General features: G+C 42.3%; 25 protein-coding genes and 1 pseudogene. 14 read left to right on the forward strand and 12 right to left on the reverse strand.

Annotated features, from left to right (window positions below; translation table 11 throughout):
- Positions 1-68: 68 nt before the first annotated feature.
- Both RMY64_RS04830 and RMY64_RS04835 read left to right on the forward strand, forming a co-directional pair.
- Positions 69-707: a peroxiredoxin gene (locus tag RMY64_RS04830; RefSeq protein ID WP_094348143.1), complete on the forward strand. Its 639-nt coding sequence runs from the start codon at positions 69-71 to the stop codon at positions 705-707.
- A gap of 116 nt (positions 708-823) precedes the next feature.
- Positions 824-1,408 (forward strand): Uma2 family endonuclease, encoded by a 585-nt coding sequence (locus tag RMY64_RS04835; RefSeq protein WP_322687867.1) that lies wholly within the window; start codon positions 824-826, stop codon positions 1,406-1,408.
- 29 nt (positions 1,409-1,437) lie between these two features.
- Here RMY64_RS04835 and RMY64_RS04840 read toward each other — a convergent pair whose 3' ends face one another.
- Positions 1,438-2,136, reverse strand: coding sequence for a DUF305 domain-containing protein (locus RMY64_RS04840; protein WP_322699452.1), 699 nt, complete (start codon positions 2,134-2,136; stop codon positions 1,438-1,440).
- A gap of 451 nt (positions 2,137-2,587) precedes the next feature.
- Between RMY64_RS04840 and RMY64_RS04845 the strand changes: the two genes are divergently transcribed.
- The 6 genes from RMY64_RS04845 (at position 2,588) to RMY64_RS04870 (ending at position 9,182) form a co-directional block, all read left to right on the forward strand.
- Positions 2,588-3,277: a hypothetical protein gene (locus RMY64_RS04845; RefSeq protein WP_322683378.1), complete on the forward strand. Its 690-nt coding sequence runs from the start codon at positions 2,588-2,590 to the stop codon at positions 3,275-3,277.
- A gap of 67 nt (positions 3,278-3,344) precedes the next feature.
- A complete protein-coding gene (locus RMY64_RS04850; RefSeq protein ID WP_322683377.1) occupies positions 3,345-3,767 on the forward strand; it encodes a hypothetical protein in 423 nt (140 codons plus the stop codon).
- A 485-nt stretch (positions 3,768-4,252) separates the two neighbouring features.
- Complete coding sequence (locus RMY64_RS04855) at positions 4,253-4,669, forward strand: hypothetical protein (RefSeq protein ID WP_322699453.1); 417 nt, start codon at positions 4,253-4,255, stop codon at positions 4,667-4,669.
- A gap of 11 nt (positions 4,670-4,680) precedes the next feature.
- On the forward strand, positions 4,681-6,810 hold the full coding sequence (locus RMY64_RS04860) for a tetratricopeptide repeat protein (RefSeq protein WP_322699454.1): 2,130 nt from the start codon (positions 4,681-4,683) through the stop codon (positions 6,808-6,810).
- Positions 6,811-7,691: 881 nt separating this feature from the next.
- Positions 7,692-7,991, forward strand: a complete 300-nt coding sequence (locus RMY64_RS04865) for a hypothetical protein (protein ID WP_322699455.1) — start codon at positions 7,692-7,694, stop codon at positions 7,989-7,991.
- Positions 7,992-8,459: 468 nt separating this feature from the next.
- Positions 8,460-9,182 carry a TerC family protein gene (locus tag RMY64_RS04870; RefSeq protein WP_322670769.1) on the forward strand — a complete coding sequence of 241 codons (723 nt, stop codon included), beginning with the start codon at positions 8,460-8,462 and terminating at the stop codon, positions 9,180-9,182.
- Positions 9,183-9,335: 153 nt separating this feature from the next.
- Here RMY64_RS04870 and ndk read toward each other — a convergent pair whose 3' ends face one another.
- The gene (gene ndk, locus RMY64_RS04875) at positions 9,336-9,785 is read right to left on the reverse strand and encodes a nucleoside-diphosphate kinase (RefSeq protein ID WP_322670768.1); all 450 of its coding nucleotides are present in this window, start codon (positions 9,783-9,785) and stop codon (positions 9,336-9,338) included.
- 269 nt (positions 9,786-10,054) lie between these two features.
- Here ndk and speA point away from each other — a divergent pair, with 269 nt between their 5' ends.
- Entirely contained in the window at positions 10,055-12,076 is a 2,022-nt protein-coding gene (gene speA, locus RMY64_RS04880) for a biosynthetic arginine decarboxylase (RefSeq protein ID WP_322670767.1), read from the forward strand.
- Between the two features lie 187 nt (positions 12,077-12,263).
- On the opposite strand, the gene RMY64_RS04885 is transcribed toward speA, so the two are convergent.
- The 3 genes from RMY64_RS04885 to RMY64_RS04895 form a co-directional block, all read right to left on the reverse strand.
- Positions 12,264-13,433 (reverse strand): NDP-sugar synthase, encoded by a 1,170-nt coding sequence (locus RMY64_RS04885; RefSeq protein ID WP_322670766.1) that lies wholly within the window; start codon positions 13,431-13,433, stop codon positions 12,264-12,266.
- A gap of 537 nt (positions 13,434-13,970) precedes the next feature.
- The gene (locus RMY64_RS04890; protein WP_322670765.1) at positions 13,971-14,801 is read right to left on the reverse strand and encodes a ScpA family protein; all 831 of its coding nucleotides are present in this window, start codon (positions 14,799-14,801) and stop codon (positions 13,971-13,973) included.
- Between the two features lie 347 nt (positions 14,802-15,148).
- A complete protein-coding gene (locus RMY64_RS04895) occupies positions 15,149-16,234 on the reverse strand; it encodes an AI-2E family transporter (protein WP_322683372.1) in 1,086 nt (361 codons plus the stop codon).
- Positions 16,235-16,361: 127 nt separating this feature from the next.
- Between RMY64_RS04895 and pdxH the strand changes: the two genes are divergently transcribed.
- A complete protein-coding gene (gene pdxH, locus RMY64_RS04900) occupies positions 16,362-17,006 on the forward strand; it encodes a pyridoxamine 5'-phosphate oxidase (RefSeq protein WP_322670763.1) in 645 nt (214 codons plus the stop codon).
- Between the two features lie 170 nt (positions 17,007-17,176).
- Here pdxH and RMY64_RS04905 read toward each other — a convergent pair whose 3' ends face one another.
- Positions 17,177-17,794 (reverse strand): FMN-dependent NADH-azoreductase, encoded by a 618-nt coding sequence (locus tag RMY64_RS04905; protein ID WP_322699456.1) that lies wholly within the window; start codon positions 17,792-17,794, stop codon positions 17,177-17,179.
- A 147-nt stretch (positions 17,795-17,941) separates the two neighbouring features.
- Between RMY64_RS04905 and RMY64_RS04910 the strand changes: the two genes are divergently transcribed.
- Positions 17,942-18,295 (forward strand): helix-turn-helix domain-containing protein, encoded by a 354-nt coding sequence (locus RMY64_RS04910; protein ID WP_322699457.1) that lies wholly within the window; start codon positions 17,942-17,944, stop codon positions 18,293-18,295.
- Positions 18,296-18,370: 75 nt separating this feature from the next.
- On the opposite strand, the gene pyrE is transcribed toward RMY64_RS04910, so the two are convergent.
- The 3 genes from pyrE to RMY64_RS04925 form a co-directional block, all read right to left on the reverse strand.
- Positions 18,371-18,904, reverse strand: a complete 534-nt coding sequence (gene pyrE / locus RMY64_RS04915) for an orotate phosphoribosyltransferase (protein ID WP_322699458.1) — start codon at positions 18,902-18,904, stop codon at positions 18,371-18,373.
- Positions 18,905-18,986: 82 nt separating this feature from the next.
- Complete coding sequence (locus tag RMY64_RS04920; protein ID WP_322699459.1) at positions 18,987-19,889, reverse strand: DUF3153 domain-containing protein; 903 nt, start codon at positions 19,887-19,889, stop codon at positions 18,987-18,989.
- Positions 19,890-20,069: 180 nt separating this feature from the next.
- Positions 20,070-20,612, reverse strand: a complete 543-nt coding sequence (locus RMY64_RS04925) for a tetratricopeptide repeat protein (protein ID WP_322699460.1) — start codon at positions 20,610-20,612, stop codon at positions 20,070-20,072.
- Positions 20,613-20,780: 168 nt separating this feature from the next.
- Here RMY64_RS04925 and RMY64_RS04930 point away from each other — a divergent pair, with 168 nt between their 5' ends.
- Positions 20,781-21,236 (forward strand): hypothetical protein, encoded by a 456-nt coding sequence (locus RMY64_RS04930; RefSeq protein ID WP_322687857.1) that lies wholly within the window; start codon positions 20,781-20,783, stop codon positions 21,234-21,236.
- A 71-nt stretch (positions 21,237-21,307) separates the two neighbouring features.
- Here RMY64_RS04930 and argB read toward each other — a convergent pair whose 3' ends face one another.
- Positions 21,308-22,204 (reverse strand): acetylglutamate kinase, encoded by an 897-nt coding sequence (gene argB / locus RMY64_RS04935; protein WP_322687856.1) that lies wholly within the window; start codon positions 22,202-22,204, stop codon positions 21,308-21,310.
- A gap of 93 nt (positions 22,205-22,297) precedes the next feature.
- Here argB and RMY64_RS04940 point away from each other — a divergent pair.
- Positions 22,298-22,681, forward strand: a pseudogene (locus RMY64_RS04940) (Uma2 family endonuclease); the annotation flags it as partial.
- Between the two features lie 11 nt (positions 22,682-22,692).
- On the opposite strand, the gene RMY64_RS04945 reads toward RMY64_RS04940, so the two are convergent.
- Complete coding sequence (locus RMY64_RS04945) at positions 22,693-23,238, reverse strand: shikimate kinase (RefSeq protein WP_322670754.1); 546 nt, start codon at positions 23,236-23,238, stop codon at positions 22,693-22,695.
- 797 nt (positions 23,239-24,035) lie between these two features.
- Between RMY64_RS04945 and RMY64_RS04950 the strand changes: the two genes are divergently transcribed.
- Complete coding sequence (locus RMY64_RS04950; RefSeq protein WP_322670753.1) at positions 24,036-24,230, forward strand: hypothetical protein; 195 nt, start codon at positions 24,036-24,038, stop codon at positions 24,228-24,230.
- A 19-nt stretch (positions 24,231-24,249) separates the two neighbouring features.
- Here RMY64_RS04950 and RMY64_RS04955 read toward each other — a convergent pair whose 3' ends face one another.
- Positions 24,250-24,951 (reverse strand): LapA family protein, encoded by a 702-nt coding sequence (locus RMY64_RS04955; protein ID WP_322670752.1) that lies wholly within the window; start codon positions 24,949-24,951, stop codon positions 24,250-24,252.
- Positions 24,952-25,111 lie beyond the last annotated feature (160 nt).

Consider the following 25,111-nt stretch of genomic DNA (forward strand, 5'->3'; position numbering starts at 1 on the left):
AAATAGGGGTTTTATGTCATGATGGCATACTAGAATATATATGCTTTTCTAACTACAGGGAATCTCACATGGCTCTCCGTCTAGGTGACACAGTACCCAACTTTACGCAAGCCTCAACACACGGCGACATCGATTTTTACCAATGGGCAGGTGACAGCTGGGTTGTGCTGTTCTCTCACCCTGCTGATTTTACACCTGTTTGTACAACAGAACTCGGCACAGTTGCCAAGCTAAAACCAGAATTTGATAAGCGCAATGTCAAAGCGATCGCACTCAGCGTTGATGACGTAGAATCCCATAAAGGCTGGGTGGGAGACATTGAAGAAACTCAAAGCACCACTCTTAACTACCCGATTTTGGCAGATGCAGATCGCAAGGTTGCCGATCTGTACGACATGATCCACCCCAATGCTAATGCGGCTGTGACAGTGCGATCGGTTTTCGTGATTGACCCCAATAAGAAACTCCGCCTGAGTTTCACCTATCCTCCCAGCACAGGACGCAATTTTGATGAACTTTTGCGGGTAATTGATTCTCTGCAATTGACTGATAATTACAGCGTGGCAACACCAGCTGACTGGAAAGATGGAGAGGATGTTGTAATTGTCCCTTCATTGAAAGATCCAGAAGTACTCAAACAGAAATTCCCCAAAGGTTATGAAGAAATCAAACCCTATCTGCGGATGACTCCTCAGCCTAACAAGTAAATCTGAAAATGATTTCTGATAAAAAGCAAGGGCGCAAAGATATAATTTTGCGCCTTTGTTTTTTTGCGTGAGAATATAGTCATTGGGCTAGGTATCTGAAGCTGGAGGAAATCCTTATGTTCTCATCTCCTTTGGTTTTGCAAATTCCGTCATCAATGCAAATGACAGACGAACAATTTTTTGAATTCTGTCAGGTGAATCGTGACTTACGCATTGAGCGCAATAAATTTGGAGAATTGGTAATTATGCCTCCTACTGGTTCAGAGACAGGAAATCGAGAAGGTAACATATTTGGGCAATTGTGGGTTTGGTCAGAACAAGATGGCACAGGTATAACTTTTAGCTCTAGTACTGGGTTTAAGCTATCAACAGGTGCAGAACGCTCTCCAGATGCTTCCTGGATTAAACTAGAACGCTGGAATGCTCTGTCTCCAGAACAGCAGCGAAAGTTTGCTCCCATTTGTCCAGATTTTGTAGTCGAACTCAAATCTCCTAGCGACAACCTCCAGACTTTAAAGGAAAAAATGGAGGAATATATGAATGAGCCAGGAATACAGTTAGGCTGGTTAATTGACCGTAAGCAGCGTAAAGTTTATATTTATCGTCCTGGATTGCCAGAAGAATGTTTAGATAATCCTGCTAGTGTAAGCGGCGAGTTGGTATTGCCTGGGTTTATTTTGAATATGAGTAAAATTTGGTGAGAAAATTTTATCGAACAGAATACATAATATTACTTGTTGTACCAAGCTTTTCGCCACTGTTGCATTTGTTTAATTTCTATATCTTGGGCTTTAACAATTTCTTGGGCTAATTTCTTGATTTCAGGGCGTTTCGACTTACTTAAGGCATCTTGCACCATTGTTACAGCCCCTTCATGGTGAGGAATCATCGCATTGATAAAGCGCAGATCGAATTCCGCATCAGCTGCACCTAAATCTTGACTCATCATCATAGTTTTCATTTGGTCAGATGACATTTCCATCATGTGGCCCATTTGACTGTTGTAAGCCATTGGTTTATCTCCCGCTTTGGGATACCAAGTTTGTCGCCACTGCTTCATCTGAGTGATTTCTTGGTTTTGCGATTTGATGATATTGTCTGCTAGCTTTTTGATTTCAGGACGTTTTGATTTCTGTTGCGCAACATTCGCCATTTCCACAGCCCCTTGATGGTGCGGTATCATAGCGTCGATAAATCGTAAATCAAAATTAGCATCGGCTGGGCCTAAATCCATTCCCATACTGTGATTCGTCATGCCACCACCGTGATTCATCATCTGCTTGTCATTAGCATTGCTGGTGGTTTCCTTTGGCGCTTGGCTTTGGTTCTGGGAAGCAGTATTGTTACAGCCTGTAATTAACCCACCAGTTGAAGCGATCGCAACAAAAGTTAACGCTAAAAAGCCATTCCTTAAAAATAGCAGTTGCATAAATCTTACTTAACATATTTCTAATTTTAACGATCTAATAATCCAATGAAATTAAGATAAAATCTAAAGATTCCCGACAACTTATTTTTATAAAACCAGGGATTTTGTTTCTCATTGCACTGGTTGCTCATGCCTATACTCGGTACATAGGAGATTTATCGGGTTTACGAGCGATCGCTAATGTCTGAACCTGCTACTGTAAAATCGATTACTGACGGTATTTCAGAAAACTAAGTTATTTTGAACAAGAACGTTTACGTGCCGAAGAGGCAGAAGAACGCGCTAAACAAGCAGAGCAAGAAATTGCTCGACTGCGGGAGGCTTTACGTATACAGGGCATCGACCTAGAGAATATTATGATGACACGAGGAAATTAATTAAATACATTTTCAAGTTAAGATCTAGTTATCAATGTGTAAAAAAGTGTAATCTTCTGAAAGTAGGGCATCGTTTGCAAGCAACAGAAATTAAGGATCGGTTAAAGTCCCTTATCGAGCAAGCCTCCTCGATAGATCATAATCTAGCGAGAAGATTAGAAGAAATCAATCGTTGGGTAAAAGACATCAAGCCAGGTTCTCTGACTGCAAAACCCTTTGTAATTGCCTTTCTGCTAGAGGTGATTACAGATTCCACGATTTGGCTGATGATTAAATCCTTACCTTCAGAAGAGGAACAAAAAGCAAAGTTCGAGCTGATGACGCCGATTGAGAGATATTGGTATGGTTATTTATTTCCCAGATGGTTCAATGCAAGTGACTCCAAGTTTTATATTTGGAAACAAAAATTAATGGCAGGCGAGTTTAATCAGGTTGATGATGATATCATTAGATCGATAGCCCAAGATATTGTTCAGCGAGAAGGTAGTTTTTGGCAGCGTTATATAGCCGACCTTTCAATGGCAACAGATTTAATTGTTAGTCGTAACAATCAACCACTGTGCATTCAAGTTACCAGTGTTAGTGAAGAACTTAATCACCAAAAGTATGAAGCTTGGCAAAATACACTGCGATCGTGGGAAATCGAGAGGGGGCTGTTCTTAAGTTACAATCCCAAAGATGCTAATTTTGTCAACCAGTTAGTCAACGTGGCCCTGTATAACAGTGATTACCTTTCTGGTGGCAAATATTTAAAATTTTCGTGATTTTTCAGGAATTTCATATTTCAGATTTGTGTCTAGCCTATATACTTACGTGCTAATTACAGCTTTTATGCCTAATAAAAGAGAAACTCACTGCAACAATCAAGTAGATACATTTGCTGAGGCTTTAGCGACGGCGCGACAAATGCAGCAAAACTGGCTAACTTATGGGGTTGATTTTGTGAATATTTACGTTGAAGATGTGGAGGGAGACTGGCTAGAAACGTGGGGACATGATGAAATATTAGGTAATTTTCAATTAGATACTATCAAAGAATTTCTGGTAAGTAATGATAGTGTAGCTGTGAAAGTAAGAGAGCATTTAGGAGAGCGATCGCTGTTTGATTTTGCCGTAAACTTAGATGAATCTTGGAGAATTTCTGAAGTAGATGACAGGCTATCTGCTGTGATAAACTTGTTAGCTGGTGAAGAAAATAGTATTGATACAGATTTAGCAAATAGTCTGCTGGTAAAGTTGGCAGAGATTTTGTGAAATTTGGAATTAAATTGTAGTAAATTGCTTCCAGATGCTATTTACATCTGTCCTATTTAAATCCTCAACGTAGATTTGGGATAAAAATCTTACGTAGAAACGAGGTAGGATAAGCAAAGGCTGGGGCGGCTCATAATTATAAATATCGAAGCATTTGTGATAAACATTCAAATGTTTCTTATCAATGTTCAAGCAATTGTGACTAACATTCAAACATTGATAAAAAACGTTTAAGCATTTGTGGTAAACACTCAAATATTGCTTATCAATGTTGAAACAATTGTGACTAACATTTAAGCATTTATTACGAACATTCAAATGTTGCTTATCAATGTTGAAACAATTGTAACTAATGTTGAAAGTTTTCCCTGACAGCCTACCTTCAACTTTCACCAGAGAAACTGGATTAGCCTCTATCTATCTGGAATCTAAACATCTGTTATTGTATCCATCAGTGAAGATGTCGCCAGATAAGGTAGGATAATTTGGAACCAATTACAGCTAGTGCGATCGCAACTCTCGCTTTTACCAAAGCATTTGAGAAAACTATCGAGAAATTCACTGAAGCAGCCCTTGGTAAAATGGATGAGCTGCGAAAAAAGATTTGGGGTAAGTTACGGGGAAATTTAAAAGCAGAAACAGCCCTCGTTGCTGCTGAAAAAGGCTCGAAACCCGATTTAGACAGGGTTGCTGCTTACTTGCAGATAGTTTTACATAAAGAACCGGAGTTTGCGAAAGAAGTAGAAACACTGGCTCGTGAAATAGAGGCTGGTAAGATAGTAGACAAAAGCACTATGACCCAAATCAATCAAGATAATGCCAGGGGATGGCAAACTAAGGTTGAGGGTGGAACAGTTTATCAAGGCGATATTAACATTCATCATGCACGCCCCAATTCTTGAATTGAGCCATCATGAACCAAAGCAACCAAGACAATGCCAAGGGCTGGCAAACTCAGGTTGAGGGTGGAACAGTTTATCAAGGCGATATTCGTATCTACAATTCCCCTACTGGGCAGTTACACTCATCTCCTCCAAATAATATTCCTTATCGGGGTGTCGCCAACTTTGTCGGGCGGGATGAGAAACTTGTAGAACTACATAAAAAGTTGCTGCAAAATGACAACGCGGCAATTTTGGCTGTGGCTGGGATGGGAGGAATGGGTAAAACTGAACTGACGACACAATACGCACAGCGCTACAAAGTCAATTATCCTGGTGGGCTTTGCTGGTTAGATGCCAGAAAACCAGATTTAGCAGCAGAGATTGTGGAGTTTGCCCGGTTTTACATGAAACTGGAAGTACCGCAAACCTTATTGACTTCCCAGGAACAAGCAAAATGGTGCTGGCATAATTGGCAACCACAAACAGGACTAGTCTTGGTAGTATTGGACAATGTTGACGATGAGACTAACTGGAATAATTGTCGCCAAGTCCTGCCAACAGATAACCGCTTCTGTATATTGACGACAACTCGGTTGCGAAATCTCGGTTCAACAGTTCAACAGATAACTTTGGATGAACTCTTACCAAAGGATGCTTTGAATTTGTTGACAGCTTTGTTGGGCGAGAATGATAGGCGAGTGCAACGGGAACCACAAACGGCAGCAAATTTATGTAAATGGCTGGGATATCTGCCTTTAGGTTTGCAATTAGTGGGTGCGTATTTGGCAGAAGATCCAAATTTGTCTTTGGCAGAGATTTTACAGCGATTACCAGCCCAGCAAAAATCTCAATTGGAAGCCGTATTTGAATTAAGCTGGCAACAACTCGATTATATGACACAGTGTGTCGGTGAATTATTGAGTTTATTTGCCCCAGATATAATTCCTTGGCAAATAGTTGAATCTGTCAGTCAGCAGTTAAATTGGGCAAAGGCAGATGTTGACGAGGCGAGAAAGCAACTTTATCAGCGCCATTTAATTCAAAGCGTAGTAGAAGGAGAAAGTTGCTATAAAATTCATCCTTTAACTAGAAAGTTTTTGCAAGGGAAACTGGTAAGGTCAAACACAGCTGATGACCTCAAAAAAGCCTTTGCCGCAGCATTAGTAGAAATTGCTCAGAAAATACCTCAATCTCCTACCCTTGAGGATATCAAGTCAGTGCAACTGGCAATTCCTCATTTAACCAAGGTGGCACAAAATTTGATTGATGTTGTGCAGGATGAAAATTTAACATCGGTTTTCACTGGCTTGGGCAAATTCTATAAAGGACAGGGTTTGTATACCCTTGCAGCACCTTGGTATCAGCAAGGATTATCAACAGTTCAAACCCGTTTGGGAGAAACACATCCCAATGTTGCCGCCAGCCTGAACAACCTGGCATTACTCTACAATTTTCAAGGACGCTACGACCAAGCCGAACCCCTGTTTCTGCAAGCTTTAGAACTGAGTAAACGCCTGCTGGGAGATGCACATCCCGATGTTGCCACCAGCCTGAACAACATGGCAAATCTCTACAAATCTCAAGGGCGCTATGACCAAGCCGAACCCCTGTATCTGCAAGCTTTAGAACTTTATAAACGCCTGCTGGGAGAAGCACATCCCAATGTTGCCACCAGCCTGAACAACCTGGCAAAACTCTACGATTCTCAAGGACGCCACGACCAAGCCGAACCCCTGTTTCTGCAAGCTTTAGAACTGAGAAAACGCTTGCTGGGAGAAACACATCCCGATGTTGCCGCCAGCCTGAACAACCTGGCAAATCTCTACAATTCTCAAGGACGCTACAACCAAGCCGAACCCCTGTTTCTGCAAGCTTTAGAACTGAGAAAACGCCTGCTGGGAGAAGCACATCCCGATGTTGCCACCAGCCTGAACAACCTGGCAAATCTCTACAATTTTCAAGGACGCTACGACCAAGCCGAACTCCTGTATCTGCAAGCCTTAAAAATTTGTCAGCAGGTGCTTGGGGTAAATCATCCCAATACGGTTACTGTTCGGGAAAATCTAGAAAATCTTCAAGCTCAAAAGAGTGCTAGCCGTAAAGTTAAGAATAATGCTAACAATTCCTGGTGGGAAAAGCTTTTAGGGTTATTTGAGTGAAGCGAAAGTCCTGATTATAGCAAGGAACTGGGTACACTGCGACAAGCTCAGTGCATCGCTGGGGACTGGGTGAAAAGTCTTTTTGTGTTTCGGTTTTATCCGACTCAAATTAAAATTGAACAAAAATAATAAACGACAACCCGAATTCAATAAACGACTCCCCGAATTCAATAAACGACTTCCCGAATTCGATAAATGACTCCCCGAATTCAATAAACGACACCCCGAATTCGATGAACGACACCTCGAATTCGATGAACGACACCCCCCTTAATCCCCCCTCTACGGTGTACACACATGTTGGTAATCAAGCACAAATCCCGATTTACCCCCCTTAACAAACTTCGGCGGGTTGAAGTCCCCGGCTTCTAACAAGCCGCAAGTTTTGTGGTGGGGTCTAAATCCTCGTTACAAAACTTAATTGCGAATTGCGAATTGTTTTAATCCCCCCGATGCATTGGGGGGAAATGTCCGGTTCTCCCCCTTTATAAAGGGGAGTTAGAGGGGGTCAGAAAGACTTGTCTCTACACCGTAGCCTTGGTAAGGGGAGGGTGCGCGATCGCGCGGGTGGGGTATTTCTGTACGTCACAAAGTTGAAATCTCCTGTAAGTAATGCGTTGTAGAAGTGTTTTATTCATAAAAAAATATTCATAAATTATGACGATATTTTTGTTTTTATAAGTTAGTTATAGATGCCAAATAACGACAGCAAAAAAATAATTATAGCTACAAATAAATACTTTTAACTGTTAATTTATTTTTGTTTTAGGGCTTTACAAGTATAAAGTTATACTTTAATATACAAATAAGAAAGGCGATCGCCCTCTGCCAAGAATCTGCGATCGCCTTTCTGTAAACCCCCATTCTGGGAGACAATTACAATGATGACACAAGTACAAAAGTTTGTAAAAAATCAGAAGTTCGCCGAATCAGAATTACAACAGTACTTAGATGGCGAAAACTTAAATACACTCATCCTGAATCAATCTTCTGAAAATCAATTATCGAAAAGAGAACCGATTAAACATCTATTAATAGGTTCTCCAAAAGCAGTTACTAGCACAATTCACTATCTGCAAGTGATTGGCTACGCCAGCATCGGCGATTGGAGTCCGCTACTACCAACCGCCAACCCAGGCGAGGTAATGAGTATTTTAATCCGTCAGATTTTAATGCAATAGGACATATCAAGATGGTGCGTTGCGCCCTTGCGACAATGCACCCTATTTGAACTTCACTCTGTCGTAGAAGTTTAGTACATTGCTAAACCCAAAAAGCAGTGATTTTAATCAGAAAATAGCGCCTGACTTTTCACGTTATCTAGAAAAGTCCACGAAAACCTAACCCCCTAACCCCCTTCCCAACACCGGAAGGGGGAAAATTCAAAGTCTCTCTCCTAAAAGGAGAGAGATTTAGAGAGAGGTTTTTCAGATGTCCATTGCGATCGCACTAAACTAGATGTTAAAACTTTGGGTGTATTGACTTATACGCAAATTACCCCACTCATAGGGCGATCGCACACATTCAACCCTCTTCAAAATGCACCCCAACCACGTTAAGCTGAATTAGAGTGGCAATTTATTGCGCTTTTAATATGCAAATCTCTGTTCTTGTCAAATTTTAATTTTTTTCTGCTTGAGAAACCCGGAATGCTAGACCGAATTTTTGATTACCTCGACTTTCATTTCACCATTGAAGCCCCTATAGTTCTGCTGATCCTGGTGCTTTTAGAGGCGCTGTTATCTGCTGACAATGCCATCGCTCTGGCTGCGATCGCTAGGGGGCTGGAAGACGAAGAACTTGAGCGTAAAGGACTCAACTTTGGTTTAGTCGTTGCTTATGTGCTGCGAATCACCCTGATTCTCACTGCTACTTGGGTACAACAATTCTGGCAATTTGAATTATTGGGCGCTGCTTATCTGCTGTGGTTGGTATTCCAACACTTTACCTCACAAGAAGCCAACGACGACCGCCATCACGGGCCGCGTTTTAATTCATTGTTGCAAGCCATACCCGTGATTGCATTTACAGATTTGGCATTTTCTTTGGATAGCGTGACAACTGCGATCGCAGTTTCTCAAGAAAAATGGCTAGTGCTAACGGGTGCAACAATTGGTATTATTACGCTGCGATTCATGGCGGGATTGTTTATCCGTTGGCTAGACGAATATGAAAACCTAGAAGACGCAGGCTATGTAACTGTCGCCTTGGTAGGCTTGCGCCTGTTGTTGAAAGTGGTGAACGATAGTTTAGTTCCACCAGAATGGATCATGATTGCTGCTATCTTCCTAATTTTAGGCTGGGGATTTTCCAAGCGTGTTGACACTGAACTGCCCCAAGTAGAACCGGAAAAGAGCGAAGTCTCTAAGTAAAAAGAGGGGACAAGGGGACAAGGGGAGCAGGTGAGCAGGTGAGCAGGGGAGCAGGGGAGCAGAGGAGAAGTTACAGTAAGTTTTTCCCCTCTGCCCCCCATCGCCTCTGCCTGTTTTCAATGCCCCATGCCCCATGCCCCATTCCCTACTGTCTTACTCGTGCAACCAAGGCGTTAAGTGTGGTTGCCAGCTGACTAATTCTTCATCCTTAAACCATAGGGCTATTTCCCGTTGCGCGGTTTCTTGAGCATCAGAACCGTGGATTAAGTTGCGACCAATATTCAGACCAAAATCGCCCCGAATCGTTCCCGGCTCTGCTGTTAAAGGGTTCGTCGCACCAATAATCTTTCTAGCAGATGCAACGACACCATCACCTTCCCATACCATTGCTACCACTGGGCTAGAAGTGATAAATTCGACTAGACCAGCAAAAAAGGGACGTTCTCGGTGAACATCATAGTGTTGTTCAGCCAATTCCCGACTGACTTTTAGTAACTTTAAACCAACTAGGGTAAAACCTTTAGTTTCAAAGCGACGGATAATTTCCCCCACTAGTCCCCGCTGGACGCCATCAGGCTTAATTGCTAAAAATGTGCGCTCCATTGCTATCTCCCAAAGCTTAATAAAGTTTTTATCTAGTCAACTGTCCTTTGTCCTTCGTCCTTTGTCCTTCGTCCTTTGTCGTCCTCTGTCTTGAGTACAAGGGTTTTGCACTAATGACCAATGACCAATGACTAATGACTAATGACTAATGACATACGACTCTTGACCAATCAGAGTTTATCTCAGAAATTATCCTTGGGTGCATATACGTTCCTAAATGAATGCGCTAAATTGTTAACTCATGGGTGAAAAACAGAGGTTAGGAAGAAATGGGTGTTGAGTCAACTGCTACATCTGACGAGGTGGTACAAGTACCGTCCAATGGACAAAAATCTGAAGTGAAAAATCATAAACAAAAAAAACTGTTACCACCGAGTCCTACTACCACAGGAGATTTACCTCGCTCCTGGAAAATTGAGGATAGCGAAGCTTTGTACCGCATTGAAGGATGGGGACAACCTTATTTTTCCATTAGCGCTGCTGGTCACGTTACCGTGTCACCCAAGGGCGATCGCGGGGGATCTCTTGACTTGTTTGAATTGGTCAACTCCATGAAACAGCGCAACTTGGGACTTCCCATGTTGATTCGCTTTTCCGATATTTTGGAAGACCGGATTGAGCGGTTGAATGCTTGTTTTGCCAAAGCGATCGCTCGTTACAATTACCCTGGTGTTTATCGTGGTGTATTTCCTGTCAAATGCAATCAAGAACGGCATTTGATTGAGGATTTAGTGAAATTTGGCAAGCCCCATCAATTTGGTTTAGAAGCAGGTTCCAAGCCAGAATTAATGATTGCTCTAGCTGTGTTGGATACACCAGGAGCATTGTTAGTTTGCAACGGCTACAAAGACCGAGAATACATCGAAACGGCAATGTTAGCCCAAAGACTAGGGCAAACACCAATCATCGTCTTAGAACAGATTGAAGAAGTTGATTTGGTAATTGATGCCAATCGCCAGTTAGGTATTAAGCCGATATTAGGTGTTCGTGCTAAACTCAGTACCCAAGGTATGGGACGTTGGGGAACCTCTAGTGGCGATCGCGCTAAATTTGGTTTGACAATGCCTGAAGTCATCGAGGCTGTTGACAAGTTACGCGAAGCTAACCTGCTCGATTCTTTGCAGTTGATGCACTTCCATATCGGCTCACAAATCTCTGCCATTAATGTAATTAAAGATGCTATCCAAGAAGCCAGCCGCATTTATGTGGAATTGGCAATGCTGGGGGCGGATATGAAATATTTGGATGTTGGTGGCGGCTTGGGCGTAGATTATGATGGCTCTCAAACCAACTTCTATGCATCGAAAAATTACAACATGCAGAACTATGCCAATGACATCGTGGCAGAGTTAAAAGATACCTGTGCAGAGCGGCAGATTCCCGTACCAACACTGATTAGTGAAAGTGGACGAGCGATCGCTTCCCATCAGTCGGTGCTGATTTTTGATGTTCTTAGTACTAGTGATGTCCCTCTCGACAACCCAGAACCTCCACAAGAGGGAGAATCCCCGATTATTAATTATCTTTGGGAAACTTACCAATCCATTAACAAAGAGAATTATCAGGAGTTCTACCACGACGCTACACAATTCAAAGAAGAAGCCATCAGCCGCTTCAACTTAGGAATTTTACGCCTCAGAGAACGAGCTAAAGCCGAACGTCTCTACTGGGCTTGTTGTCAAAAAATTCTTACCATCACTAGACAGGAAGAATACGTACCCGATGAACTAGAAGACCTAGAGAAAATCATGGCTTCCATCTACTACGTGAATATGTCAGTGTTCCAATCGGCACCAGATTGCTGGGCGATCGACCAACTATTCCCGATCATGCCAATCCACCGCTTAGATGAAGAACCAACACGGCGGGGAATTTTAGCAGACCTCACCTGCGACAGTGATGGTAAAATCGACCGCTTTATTGACCTGCGCGATGTCAAGTCGGTTTTAGAATTGCACACCTACAAGCCCGGAGAACCCTATTATTTGGGAATGTTCTTGAATGGAGCTTACCAGGAAATCATGGGCAATTTGCACAACCTGTTTGGCGATACCAACGCCGTTCACATCCAATTAACGCCCAAAGGCTACCAAATTGAACACGTTGTCAAAGGTGACACGATGAGCGAAGTAGTAAGCTACGTCCAGTATGACTCCGAAGATATGGTAGAAAACATTCGCCAGCGTTGCGAGAAAGCATTAGAAGAAAAGCGCATCACCCTAGCAGAATCTCAACGACTACTGCAAACCTACGAGCAGAGTCTTAGAAGATATACGTACTTAAATAGTTAGGAGTTAGGAGTGAAGAGTTAGGAATAAAGTTAAAAGTTAGAAGTGAAGAGTTAGGAATAAAGTTAAAAGTTAGAAGTGAAGAGGGAAATATGAAATAATAACTCCAAACTCCAAACTCCAAACTCCAAACTCCTAACTCCTAACTCCTAACTCCTAACTCCTAACTCTTAACTCCTAACTACTAACTTTAATTTGTATTTGTCCCCAACAATTCCTCTATCGCTTGTCGCTCAACAGGGGTATGTGATGGCGGTGTCTGACGGGCATCGGTAATCAGCCAGTCTAAAGCAGCAGCTTGAACATCGATCGCAGCGCCAGTTTTATCTACGCAATAACGTCCAAATACCAGCTTATCGACTAACCGGACTCCAGGGCCCAGGCGCGACCATTCAAAAATGACGCTGTTTTCCACTGTTGCGCCACTACATATCCAACAATTGGGGCCAATCATGGCTGGGCCGACAATTTTAGCTCCGTCTTCGATTCTTGTCATCCCACCAATGTAAACTGGGCCTGTGATATCCACTTTGTCCCAATTTACGGCGACATTTAAGCCAGTGTAAATACCAGGGGCGACTTCATGACCAGGAATTTGTACATTTTTGATTTCACCCAGCAGCACACCACGAATCGCCCGCCAATAGTCTGGAACTTTACCAATATCTACCCATTCAAAGTCCATAGGAATGGCGTAAAAGGGGGCTTTGATTTCTACCAATTTGGGAAACAATTGGCTACCAATGTCATATTCAACATCAGAGGGAATATAGTTAAAAACCTCTGGCTCAAAAATGTAAATACCTGTGTTGATGTTGGTGCTGAGGGCTTCTTCAGTTGAAGGTTTTTCTTGGAAAGCTTTGACACGACCTTCTTCGTCAGTCACAACCACACCATAGCTAGAAACTTCTTCTTTGGGGACAGATTTAGTGATAATGGTAGCGATCGACCCTTTAGCTCTATGCCATTTAACCGCCGCAGTTAAATCCAAGTCAATTAAAGCATCACCACATAAAACTACAAAGGTATCATCAAAAAAGGGTGAGAAATCTTGGATGCGTCGCATCCCTCCAGCTGAACCTATCGCTTCGCCCACCAATTTACCGTCGTCATCAATTTTCCCTTCAAAGGAATAGGCAATTTGCACTCCAAACCGCTGACCATCACGGAAATAGTTTTCTATTTCCTCAGCCAAATGACTAACATTGACTAGAATCTGGTCAAATCCATGATGGCGTAACAGTTCTAGTAAAAACTCCATCACTGGCTTTTGCAGGATGGGCATCATCGGCTTGGGCATAGTGTACGTAATCGGACGCACGCGAGTACCCTTGCCAGCCGCGAGAATCATCGCTTTCATAAAAATTTATTCCTCAACCACAAGCCAGTTTACTTTCATCGAGTGATACTTTATCATCAGTTTTTATTTCTGCTCTAAGTCATCCCCCAGAATAGGGATAACAGGAATTTAGTGGTTATTACAACCATTGATATACTTAGATGACAAGCGATCGCTTATCTTTTCAATTTACTCGGATTTTGCGGCTGAATCAAAAATCTATGACAAAGGAAGCAGCTATGCTGGAGGCAGGAGGAAAACCCATAAATAAATTCCTATTTCTCTAACCAGGAAGTCTTAAATCTTGATGCCCGCACTTTTGATTTAAATTGTTTTGTCTCTTCATGCATAAATATAGGGCGCTGTTATCCGTGACAAAGCGAAAAGTCGGATCGTCGGTTCCGGCGCTCTGTTAGCAACACAAGAGCGTCACTTTTCACCAAAAAGCAACAATACAGCAGTTTACGAGTAGATGAGGTACAAAATGCAGGACTTACGCATCACATATAAACAGTTTCTATCTCTGCCTCCTGCCTCCTGCCTCCACTTTTGACTTTCTTAGTTCATCGGGTTCTCAAAAGGTTTGCCGATATTAGCTGAATCTCTAATTAAGCGAATTTTAATTTCATGATAAAAATCCTCTTGAAATAGCTCTACCTTCGATTGAGCCGAGAGTAATAGTAGTGCCCAGAAAACGCTAACTAGGTTACTGTGTTTAGACTCGTGTCCAGACCCATTTTGGTTAAGAAGCTTTGTCTTAGTCCACAACTCTACAAGTTGTTCTAAATTCAACCAAGTTTGTTCTAAACTTAGCTCTTTTGCAGACAAATTCAACACCTGCTCCAGTTCCTTAGCGACTTCTGTCAGATTTTCTTGGTGAGCTAACTCCAGCGCCTCTCGCATACTTTGAACGCTAGGTTGACGCCTGGGACGGATAGGTTTGCTGACTTTTTCTACCAGTTTTAGTTGGTTAGCCATAATCTGCAATTGCTCGATTAACTCTTGCAGAGTTACCCGACGCTTTGGTGGTGGCATTGCCGCTGGACGACGACGCAATTGCCGTTCTAAGGGTAGACGATGACCCTGATGTAATACACCGTCCTCACCTTCCAGTAAGGCATCATCTTCTACACCATCTTGCGCATCTCCTACTGTTGACAATTGCATCAAGGTATTTGCCTTGAATAATACCAGCATTGATGCTGATAAAAATGCCTGTCCAGATTGAGACAAGTCCGCTTCATAGCCTCTTGTTATTGCCCCCGGTGCCATCAGTTCTAAATAGCGGTCAATCACCTCGATCACTTGGACATCCCAAGGATCAATTTCCCCCTGCTCGGCTTGGTAAATCAAAAATGTGATTGTTTCTAACAGCTCGGAAGCTTCCATCAACAGGTTCTAAGTTAATTAATGAGAATCAAAAGAATGTAAATTCAAGACTAAATTAATTGACTATTGGCAAAGCGTATACTCTATACATTCGCTTGCGCTTCTTTTTTCAGAAATTGCCTGCTGGCAATATCCTCTAAAATTTGTAATCGATCACCATTGTGAATTGTGAGATTAGATTGTGCAACTTTTGACCTTGGGCATTCGGCATTGGGCATGGGGCATTGGGCATGGGGCATTGAGAAGAGACAAGGTAGACAAGGAAGAGGGGGGAGATAAGAAAAAGACTTGTTCAATAATTCCCCCTTGTCCCCTTGTCCCCTTGTCCCCCCTGCCCCCCTGCCCCCTTAATCAGGAGGCGAATCATGGGCAATAGTGACAGTTGAGACAAAATCACTCGGCTTGCCGCTTTTAATAGCATCGAAAGTGCCCTTAATAGTACCAGCAATTGGAACAGCAACAATTGTCCCTAACAAGCCAGCAATCTCAAATCCCATCAAAATAGCTACAAAAATCCAAATGGGATTGAGTCCGATAAAATTACCGAGTATCCTGGGAGCTAACAAGTTATCTTTAAGCTGCTGCATGAGAATTGCCGCGATCGCAACTTGAACTGCTAACCACCAATTTTGCAGTAGTACTAAAATTGTCACCAGACCAATACCGAGAGACGCCCCAATAAAGGGAATGAGTTCTGAAATACCGATTAAAATGGCAAACAACAGGGCAAAAGGCACCTTTATGACTAAGAAAATTGGTGTCAAGGTTAGCACCATGAACAATCCTAGTAACAGCTGGCCGAGGAAGAAGTTCTGAAAGTTTAAGCGCAAGGATGTGGTGAGGGGATCTCCAATGTTAGAGGGTAAAAGATTGATCAGACCATACCAGACGCGATCGCCATATAAAAGCATATAAAATGCAAGCACAATGACTAACACTAAGTCAACTAATCCAGAAAGTAGTGTTCCAGCAAATCCTACTGCACCAGAAGCTAGCTGTTGCACTACATTTTGAATGTTGGCATTGATTTGACTACTCACAACCCTCAGATCGATTGGCAAACGTCGTTGCTTTGCCAACATCTCAAACTGCTCTAGGTTTGCTTGACTGGCGGTTAACCAATCAGGGATCTTATTTAACAGTTGGATTGTTTGATCGACGATCAACGGTACTAGGGTAACGCCCAAAATCCCAAGCAGGGTTAATGTTGCCAGTAAAACTACGATCACCGCCTGAGTGCGGGTGATCTGAGCACGTTCAAAGAACTTAACCGGGTAATTGAGCAGAAAAGCCAGAATCGCCGCAATACTCAAGACAGTAATGGGATGCTGGAAATAGCGAAAAAGCACAGACAGCAACCAGATATTAAGAGCGATAATCGGACCGCTCAGACCATAAATTAACAAGCGTTGAAGGGAGGCTGAACGGCGCATCTGACGCAACCTATTTTAAATATTCCTTGAGAAAATTTGTAAAATTCTTGATGGCACTGATTATCATCATAGATATTTTTAACAAAGATATATATAAGCGTATCTGATAGCAAGGAAACAAATCACAATGGACAAAACTGTAGCTGGTCTTCGCAAAGACTACACCTTGGAAGGCTTGAGCGAACTCGAAGTAGAACTCAATCCTTTTATCCAATTTAAAAAATGGTTCGATCAGGCTCTAGCAGCACAACTCCCTGAACCTAATGCCATGACCATTGCCACAGCCACACCAGACGGTAAGCCTTCAGCCAGAATGGTACTACTTAAGGATTTTGATGAACGGGGCTTTACCTTCTTTACTAACTACAACAGTCACAAAGGACAAGAATTAGCAGAAAACCCCCAAGCGGCTTTAGTCTTTTGGTGGGCAGAACTGGAACGTCAAGTCCGAATTTCGGGGTATGTGGAGAAAGTTTCCGAAACTGAGTCTGACCAATATTTTCACAGTCGCCCAGCTAACAGTCGCCTGGGTGCATGGGTATCTAATCAAAGCGAGGTCATAGAAAGTCGAGAAGTCTTAGAGCGACGCTTGCAGGAATTCCAAAGCAAATATGAAAATCAAGAGATTTTTCGACCGTCTCATTGGGGAGGCTTACGAGTTATCCCTACAGAAATTGAGTTTTGGCAAGGACGCCCTAGCCGTCTGCACGATCGCTTGCTCTATAGCCGTTTAGATAATGGCACTTGGAAGATTGAGCGATTGTCACCGTGAAGGGGAGGCAGGGGGGCAGGGGGCAGAGGAGACAAGGGGACACGGGAGCGGGGGAGCAGGGGAGAAAGTTGCAGTAAGTTTTTCTCCTCTGCCCCTTTGCACCTCTGCCTCTTGTGCCCAATGCCCAATGCCCAATCCCCAATCCCCAATTCCCAATGCCCCGCATCACATTACCACTGGGCGATCGCATCTTGAATTGCTGCCCTTGCTTCTGATAACGATTGGGTACGGGCATCACCTTCATTCAGGCTATTAGCGTTAATAAATTGAATGTCTGTAATCCCAATAAAGCCGAAAATCGTCCGCAGGTAGGGTTCTTGGAAATCATAAGCAACGAAAGGAGATGTCGGGCTAAAGTCGCCGCCACGAGCGGTAATGATAACTGCCTTTTTACCCTCGACTAACCCTTTAAAACCTTGAGCATCTAAAGCAACAGTCCGGTTAATGCGAACGATTTGGTCGATGTAAGCCTTAAAAGTGGAAGGTATATTAAAGTTATACATTGGCACTCCAAAGACGTAGCGATCGGCTGCCAAAAACTCATTAACCAGTTCGTCAGAAATCTTAAGTGCCTCAGTTAATTCTGGAGTATGGGTTTCTGGTGGTGAAAATGCCGCCGCAATCCAAGCTTCATCAACGTGAGGAACTGGGTAATGCCCTAAATCTCGATAGGCGATCGCATCTTCAGGATGCGCTGCTTTCCAAGCACTGACGAATTCCTTAGATAGTTCTCTGGAGTGCGATCGTTCACCACGGGGGCTGGAATCAATATGTAGAATGCTTACCACAAATATCTCCTGATTAACTAGGATTTCTGCTTTTACTTTTTTTAAATCTTTATTTCAAAGCATTACATCAGATACTAAAAGTAACTAGTTACTAAAGTAAAGTAGTTACTTTATAGTAACTATTGGATAATTTTGGCTAACTTATCGATGTCTGCTTCTACAAATCCTGATGCTTGCCCAATCAGTATTTTGATGTCCTTATTATCGGGCCCCTGGACAATGTACATACTATGGGTGTTGTGTAATCGCGGGCCTACTCGTTTTGGTGCATTGAAGCGCCAAGTAGAAGGCATATCAACCAAAATGCTGACAGAAAGACTGAGGATGCTTGAGGCAGCAGAAATTATTTATCGCCAGTATGAACCAACTATCCCACCTCAAGTCACTTACGGTCTTACAGAACGCGGACAGGAACTCATTGAAATCCTTCATCAACTCAATAGGCTTGCTGAACGTTGGTATGGCAGCGAACAACGAGAACATAGCAATAGTAATGTTTAAGCTGAAATTACACAAGTTTTATCTCAAACCTAAGTATTTTTAGGGCTATTGTCTAAGATATTTTAATTGTGGGCTTCAAGACAGTTCCATCCATACTGAAAGCTCTTCCATATCAAATAGAGGAAGTTTTTGAATACCAGCTTTTTCGAGGCTGTTGTCTTCCGTTCTTCCGCGCCAGATTACGCAGAGTACAAAGTCCACGATCGCTCCCTGATTACGCAGCGCTTCGGTACTTTTTACAACTTGACCACCTGTTGTAATCACGTCTTCAATGATACACAATTTTTTCCCTTGGATATCAATTCCTTCTGCTATTTTCTCAGTACCATATTCTTTTTTTGTCTTCCGAACAAAGACAACTGGTAATTCAACTTCTAATGAAATTGCTGTTGCTAAAGGAACTCCTCCTAATTCCAGTCCGGCTAAAATTTCCGTGTTTGGTGGAATCTTTTTTACCATTTCTTTAGCTAACTGCTTCAGTAACAAAGGATTAGATTCAAACTGATATTTATCAAAGTAATGAGAAGATATCTGACCAGAACGTAACCGAAACTCGCCTTTCAAATAGGAAACACGAACAATTTCTTTGGCTAATTCGCTATGAATCATTTTTACAAAAAGCTGGGAAAAAGGTAAAAAAGCCGATGGAAAATGCATCGGCTTCGCTAACAATATTTAACAAATAAATAGTTTACTGTTCTTGGATGGCTGCTGCTTTAGGAAGAAACTGAATTCTGGGATCTGGCATGAAATTGTATCTCAAGTACAATCCTCCTGAGACAAACAGGATAATTAACAACCCACCGATACCAAGGGGACTAGGAAGCCAGAAAACAGCTTCTATGTGGTTTAGCTCACCAGGCTGGAGTTTCCACACTAATTGATTGCCATTTTTTTCTGGCTCAATTGCAGTTTCAGTTAGTTGAATATTTTTGGCTCCCCAAGGAGTCTTCAAGCTAAATTCCAAATCGAGAATTGAACCAGCATTAGCTAGGACGTTACCTTTGCTAGCGATTAGAGAGAGCGATCGCAAATCCAAATCATAAATCAACCGATTTCGGACTAAAAGTAAAAAATTATTCTCCTCCAAGAGGACGTTTGATTCAATTTTCGGCAGTCCTGAGTCAGATTCGCTCTGTACAGACTCAGAGGGTTGATTCGCACGGGAGTTAAAGAATTCGTTGAACTTCTCTTGCAATTCCCTACCACTGCTAAAAGGAATTGTGACGATGATTTCTTCTGGGGAAACTCGCTGTGCTTTACCCTCAAGTTCACGGGCGCGGCGTTCTATGCTCTTTAACCACTCGTACACCGAATCGCCGCTAAAACTGGTTAGCCGTTCTCCCAACTTAATATGCTGTACTAGTTCGCCACTATTTGAGTTGTCAAAGTTAAGTCCCACATCGTACTTCACACAGCCAGTCAGTAGGAGAGATGTTAACAGCACTAGCCAAAGAATAGGATTTCGGATGGGAAAGACGCGGTTTATTCGATTTCGGCCATTCACTCGTGAGGGCAATTTCATATTTGCCAACACAAAATTAAACGATCTGACTAACCACAAGAAAATCTTTCCGAAAATTGAAGAATTCATAACTATAAATCTCCCCCAAAGTCAACAGATTTTGGATTTTAAATTTTGGATTTTGGATTGACCCCACCGATAAGCGGATAAAGCTCAAAAATTTTAAATTTTGGATTTTGCTTCATGCCTCAACCCTTCTGGGTGAAGCATAAACCACAAGAATCTAAAATCCAAAATCCAAAATTATTATCAGCCAGGAGTTCCTGAAAAATTCAACCAAACCAAGTACGAGATGGTTAAACCAATGGCAATTAGTGCCACCCAGATAAAGCGATTATCTCTGGTATTGACCTGACTGAGGTCAACGAATTCTGGCTCGGCAGGTTTTGGCTTTTGCTCCCCAGAAGATTTTGAAGACTTAGCAGGTACAGAAATTTTGAGTTCATTATCGGCTAGTGTGCCCAAATCGGGGATTTCGGTCATCCATTCGCTGGGTCTTTTCAGCTTTGGTGCTTTTAAGATATAAAGCATCCGCCGCGCTTGTTTGCTGATTTCAAAATGGGCATGGCGTTTGAGTCTTTCGCAAAGAGCGATCGCATCATCCGTGCGTCCAGCCGCTTCATAAGCTGTCACTAGATGAATTTCTACTTCGCCCCCAAGACGAGAATTACGAGCTAATAAAGCGCTGGCCTTTTCTAAATTTTCTACAGCTTCACGGTATTGCCCATTCTCAAAGGCAACTTTCCCAGCCTGGTAGCGGGTTTTAGCAATTTCTAAACTTTCTGTACTCACGTCTTATACAAAAATTAGCACTATTTTCATTTTGCCAATGCCAGCAATCTTTTTGGAATCTTTTCAAAAGCTGGCAATCTGAAGCAGATAAACTTCTAAAATTTAACTAAGTAGCTGCAACTATTTTCTGATTAAAAATTCTGGTATCAAATGCAGGTGAGCAAAATTATGTTGAAAATCAAGCATTCGCAACTGAATTGGCTCTTAGCAGGTATGACTTTAGCAGTGATGGGTGTAAGCATTGCTCCAGCTTCCGCCCAGCGCGCGTTCGTGATTGATAGTGGTTATGGAGTCAGGCGATCGCATTCCGCCGAGCGTGTGTTCGTAAATGATGGTGGTTATGATTATGGAGTCAGGCGATCGCCTTCTGTGGGTTCCTTTATTTATGGTAGTCCGATTCCCACACCTATGCTTGTAGACCCAACAACAGGACTGATACCACAACGCAATAATTACCGCGATTATTCCTATCCCCAGTTTAGGCAAAACGTGAGAAATTTCACGCCGATCAATCCAACAATTCGAGATTCAACCCTAGTTAATCCAGTAATTATCAATAATTCATGGCCTCGTACACCATTTAGCGGTGGGCGATCGCGGGTTATTATTACCTATCCCCGGTAGAGTAGGGAGATGAGGGGATAATAAGAACTCTTTACTCCTCACTCCTCACTTCTCACTCAGCACTCGGCACTCTAATAGGTAAACTGCGAACCCAAAATCATTGTCCCAATCCCAACGTCAGTAAAGATTTCTAGTAACAGCGCGTGGGGAATGCGACCATCGATGATGTGTGCGGCACGGACTCCTTGAGCAAGCGATCGCACACAACAATTCACTTTGGGAATCATCCCACCGCTAACTATACCATCAGCAATCAACTCGCGGGCTTCACGAATATCTACTTTCGGAATCAAAGTAGATTGGTCTTTGTAATCTTTTAAAATTCCACTGGTGTCAGTCAGTAAAATTAACTTTTCTGCACCTAATGCAGCGGCGATTTCCCCGGCTACGGTATCAGCGTTAATATTATAAGCTTGTCCCGTTTCGTCTGCGGCGACGCTAGAGACTACCGGAATATAGCCATTGCTAGCGAGGGTTTCCAAAATCTTGATATTCACATTGCTGACTTCCCCCACAAAGCCGATGCCTTCTTGACCTTGGGAACGGGCTGTAAATAGATTACCGTCTTTACCGCAAAGTCCTACAGCCAATCCACCAGCTTGGTTAATCAGGGAGACAATTTCTTTATTAACTCGACCAACTAAAACCATTTCCACCACATCCATTGTGGCGGCATCAGTAACTCGCAAACCATTCTTAAATTGTGGTTCGATGCCCAGCTTATCTAACCAACTGTTAATTTCTGGGCCACCGCCGTGGACTACAATCGGACGCAAGCCCACGCAGGATAAGAATACAATATCGCGGATAACTTTGTCTTTGAGTGTGCTATCTTTCATTGCCGCGCCACCATATTTGACAACAACAGTGCGACCGGCGAATTGTTGAATATAAGGTAGTGCTTCGCTGAGTACACGTACACGAGTGGCTTCAGCTTGCCTGATGTATTCAGAATCGTTGACCGTCATGAGGAGCCTAACAGAGAGAGTTAAAACCTATGCAGTCAGTGTAGAAGACTTTGTACCTTGTAACAATATCTCATAGCTGCCAAGAGCAAAATAGGCTTTGACTCCAGTGCAGGTTTTACACTACCCAATGGAGCAATGCGTTCTCCTGATGCTTCTTGGATTGAACTGGAGCGCTGGAAAGCCTTAACAGATGCACAAAAAGCTTCATTTGCACCAATTTGCCCCAGTTTTGTGATTGAGTTACGCTCATCTAGCGTAGGCGTAGCCCGTCGTAGACATCGCCCGATCAAATTACAAGAGAAAATGCAGGAGTACATCGATAACGGTGCATCACTAGGCTGGTTAATCGATCGGCAAAATCGAAAAGTCTACATTTATCGTCCGAATCGAGAAGTTGAAATTTTGGATAATCCCGAAGCAGTTAATGGTAATCCAGAATTACCAGGATTTATCCTACGGATGGGCAAAATTTGGTAATTTGAGTCTTCTTAATGAGAAACTTGTGTTTTGAGAACGCTAGGAATTGCCTCAAGTATTCGCTTGGCAACGTCTTCAGGTGTATCTCCCTCTCGCTCGGTGATGTGCAAATCAGCTTGAGAATAAAGTGGTGTTCGTTGTTCGAGGAGCGATCGCAACTTAGCTTTAGGATCGATATCTTGCAGCAGTGGTCTTGTGGTATCCTCAGCTAAACGACTGTAAATTATCTCCACTGGCGTATCTAGCCACACTATCAAACCGTGGTGCAAGTAACCCCAATTTTCTCGCCGCAATACAATGCCCCCACCGGTTGCGATAGTCAACTTTGTAAAAGCACAAATTTGTGAAAGTACGTCACTTTCTAACTGGCGAAACCTGGCTTCACCAACTTCTGCAAATAATTGATTGATAGATTTACCTGTTGCTTGGACAATGACACCATCGGTATCTACAAACCTATAACCCAGTTCTTTTGCTAGTAAGCGCCCTACTGTCGTCTTACCAACGCCCATAATACCAATTAAGTACAGGTTGACTCCTTGTAATAAGCTGCTCACCAGTTGCTTCGCTCCAATTATAAGTTTTGAGTGCTGAGTCACAGCTTTAAATTATAAACTCAACGATTCAATCTAGGACTTAAAAATACGGAGTTTGATACATAATCGCGCAAACTCTAATAGTTTACTACTACAACTTGATGCCGATATTAGTAATTTCCGCAGGCATACAAAAACAAAATAAACCTCAATAAATTTATTTTCAACAGATATCAAAGTTTTTCACTTTGTTTCTCTCAAATTTACTTATAACTTTTCTAACTTCCAATTATTTTTAAAATCTGCAAATTCATCTTCTATTTTAAGAGGAACGAAATGACATAATTACCGTTATTAATCTATTTAAAGTAACTTAGGCAATAAATTAACGATTCTTCTGTGAAATTACCATCAGTAATAACTAATCAATTTCTTAGGAATGTAGTAATTTACCTGAAGTAACTAGGTAATTGCTGTATAGTAATGCCTATGCTTAACCAAAAAATTAACCTAGCTTGTTTGAAACTTTATTTAAACAATATCTGTCTATCTGAATAATCAGGGTTTTTACTCTGATGGTTAATTTTAAGTATACATAATACTGTGTTTCTAACAGCACAGGGTCGTTATTCTAAAAGTTCAGTTATAACAAGACCCGCTCAATTAAATGTTTCTAATAAAGGTGTAAATAATGACTGATTTACCGCGATCGCCCAAAAAAAACTTGCAAAAAAATTGAAATTTCGACACAAAGACTACTGCATATTCCACCCCGATAAGCCTGAATGAATAAATATTGTATGAATGAGGTGTCAACCATGACTCGAATTCGTGACGTTGTAGAAAGAGCTTTAGCAACTGGTTATTTGACAGTTGAAGCTGAAGATCAACTACGACAACTGTTGACTACCCGATATGACTTGGAAGATTTTAATGCTTTCATGATTTTGCAAGAAGCTGCCATGACTGGTAGGGTCAAGCAGGAATCTAGAGAACGGTGTGGCATTAAATAGAGATGTAGCCTGCTACATCTCACCGACGGGGGCGTTTACCATCATCTTCAAAATCATCATCATCCTCAAAAAATTCCCAATCATCATCATCGGCTTGATTGGTAGTTGGCGGCTGGTAAGGGGGGATAATTACTCGGTAATCAGCATCGTAAATTGATTCAGTTTTTCCCGCAGCCGTATTTTTTGGCTCGCGGTAGCTGTAGGAGTAAACTGAACCAGACCGAGAAGTGCTTTTGGCTTCTGATTGACGTTCGTAAGTTGTTGAGTCTTTAGGTTGTTGAGCTTGAGAATTAGGAATAGGCACTTCTTCTGACTTTTCATCAAAGTTCCAATCATCATCTCTACTGCTATTTGTCTCCCAATCATCAAATCCCTCACTGCTAGACTCTTCTCTTTTACTAGCTGGTGGTGGAGGACTGGCAGGGCGAGATGTCGGTTCTTCTCTTTGGGTTGCCTTCGCACGACTTGAAGGGGTGGTTCTTCTGTTAGGAGTTTGGCGTTGTCCTGCTACAAAATAATTGGATAAATTAAATAAGGTAGCAATCAATATCGATGTGAAAGCACCAGTGGCAGTACTGAACAAAATCCATATCGCTAGTGGTAATGGTTGAGTTCGCACGCCCAAAAATACTAGCGATAGGGCAGGTGAGAAATTTTGGACTAATAACAGCGTTAGTCCTCCCAGTACTGCCACCAATAGAATTAAGCGAATTACAGCCATAGCAATTTTGTCAGTTGTCAATTATCAGCGGTCAGTTGTCAATAGTCAGCGAACAGTCTGGTTATTCTTCACTAATTAACGTTGTCCCCCAACCCCTCTTGGACACCCAGAGGGGAGCCAAAACCCTAATGTTATCGTTGCTCCTCTTTTTCCCCGTGGG

The sequence above is a fragment of the Nostoc sp. DedQUE08 genome, assembly GCF_034530895.1.
Taxonomy (GTDB): domain Bacteria; phylum Cyanobacteriota; class Cyanobacteriia; order Cyanobacteriales; family Nostocaceae; genus Nostoc.

Excerpts from the sequence above, each read along its gene's own strand:
- RMY64_RS04830 (WP_094348143.1), top strand. The coding sequence starts at position 69 with ATGGCTCTCCGTCTAGGTGACACAGTACCCAACTTTACGCAAGCCTCA.
- RMY64_RS04835 (WP_322687867.1), top strand. The coding sequence starts at position 824 with ATGTTCTCATCTCCTTTGGTTTTGCAAATTCCGTCATCAATGCAAATG.
- RMY64_RS04840 (WP_322699452.1), bottom strand. The coding sequence starts at position 2,136 with ATGCAACTGCTATTTTTAAGGAATGGCTTTTTAGCGTTAACTTTTGTT.
- RMY64_RS04850 (WP_322683377.1), top strand. The coding sequence starts at position 3,345 with ATGCCTAATAAAAGAGAAACTCACTGCAACAATCAAGTAGATACATTT.
- RMY64_RS04860 (WP_322699454.1), top strand. The coding sequence starts at position 4,681 with ATGAACCAAAGCAACCAAGACAATGCCAAGGGCTGGCAAACTCAGGTT.
- RMY64_RS04865 (WP_322699455.1), top strand. The coding sequence starts at position 7,692 with ATGATGACACAAGTACAAAAGTTTGTAAAAAATCAGAAGTTCGCCGAA.
- RMY64_RS04870 (WP_322670769.1), top strand. The coding sequence starts at position 8,460 with ATGCTAGACCGAATTTTTGATTACCTCGACTTTCATTTCACCATTGAA.
- ndk (WP_322670768.1), bottom strand. The coding sequence starts at position 9,785 with ATGGAGCGCACATTTTTAGCAATTAAGCCTGATGGCGTCCAGCGGGGA.
- speA (WP_322670767.1), top strand. The coding sequence starts at position 10,055 with ATGGGTGTTGAGTCAACTGCTACATCTGACGAGGTGGTACAAGTACCG.
- RMY64_RS04885 (WP_322670766.1), bottom strand. The coding sequence starts at position 13,433 with ATGAAAGCGATGATTCTCGCGGCTGGCAAGGGTACTCGCGTGCGTCCG.
- RMY64_RS04890 (WP_322670765.1), bottom strand. The coding sequence starts at position 14,801 with ATGGAAGCTTCCGAGCTGTTAGAAACAATCACATTTTTGATTTACCAA.
- RMY64_RS04895 (WP_322683372.1), bottom strand. The coding sequence starts at position 16,234 with ATGCGCCGTTCAGCCTCCCTTCAACGCTTGTTAATTTATGGTCTGAGC.
- pdxH (WP_322670763.1), top strand. The coding sequence starts at position 16,362 with ATGGACAAAACTGTAGCTGGTCTTCGCAAAGACTACACCTTGGAAGGC.
- RMY64_RS04910 (WP_322699457.1), top strand. The coding sequence starts at position 17,942 with ATGTCTGCTTCTACAAATCCTGATGCTTGCCCAATCAGTATTTTGATG.
- pyrE (WP_322699458.1), bottom strand. The coding sequence starts at position 18,904 with ATGATTCATAGCGAATTAGCCAAAGAAATTGTTCGTGTTTCCTATTTG.
- RMY64_RS04920 (WP_322699459.1), bottom strand. The coding sequence starts at position 19,889 with ATGAATTCTTCAATTTTCGGAAAGATTTTCTTGTGGTTAGTCAGATCG.
- RMY64_RS04930 (WP_322687857.1), top strand. The coding sequence starts at position 20,781 with ATGTTGAAAATCAAGCATTCGCAACTGAATTGGCTCTTAGCAGGTATG.
- argB (WP_322687856.1), bottom strand. The coding sequence starts at position 22,204 with ATGACGGTCAACGATTCTGAATACATCAGGCAAGCTGAAGCCACTCGT.
- RMY64_RS04950 (WP_322670753.1), top strand. The coding sequence starts at position 24,036 with ATGACTCGAATTCGTGACGTTGTAGAAAGAGCTTTAGCAACTGGTTAT.
- RMY64_RS04955 (WP_322670752.1), bottom strand. The coding sequence starts at position 24,951 with ATGGCTGTAATTCGCTTAATTCTATTGGTGGCAGTACTGGGAGGACTA.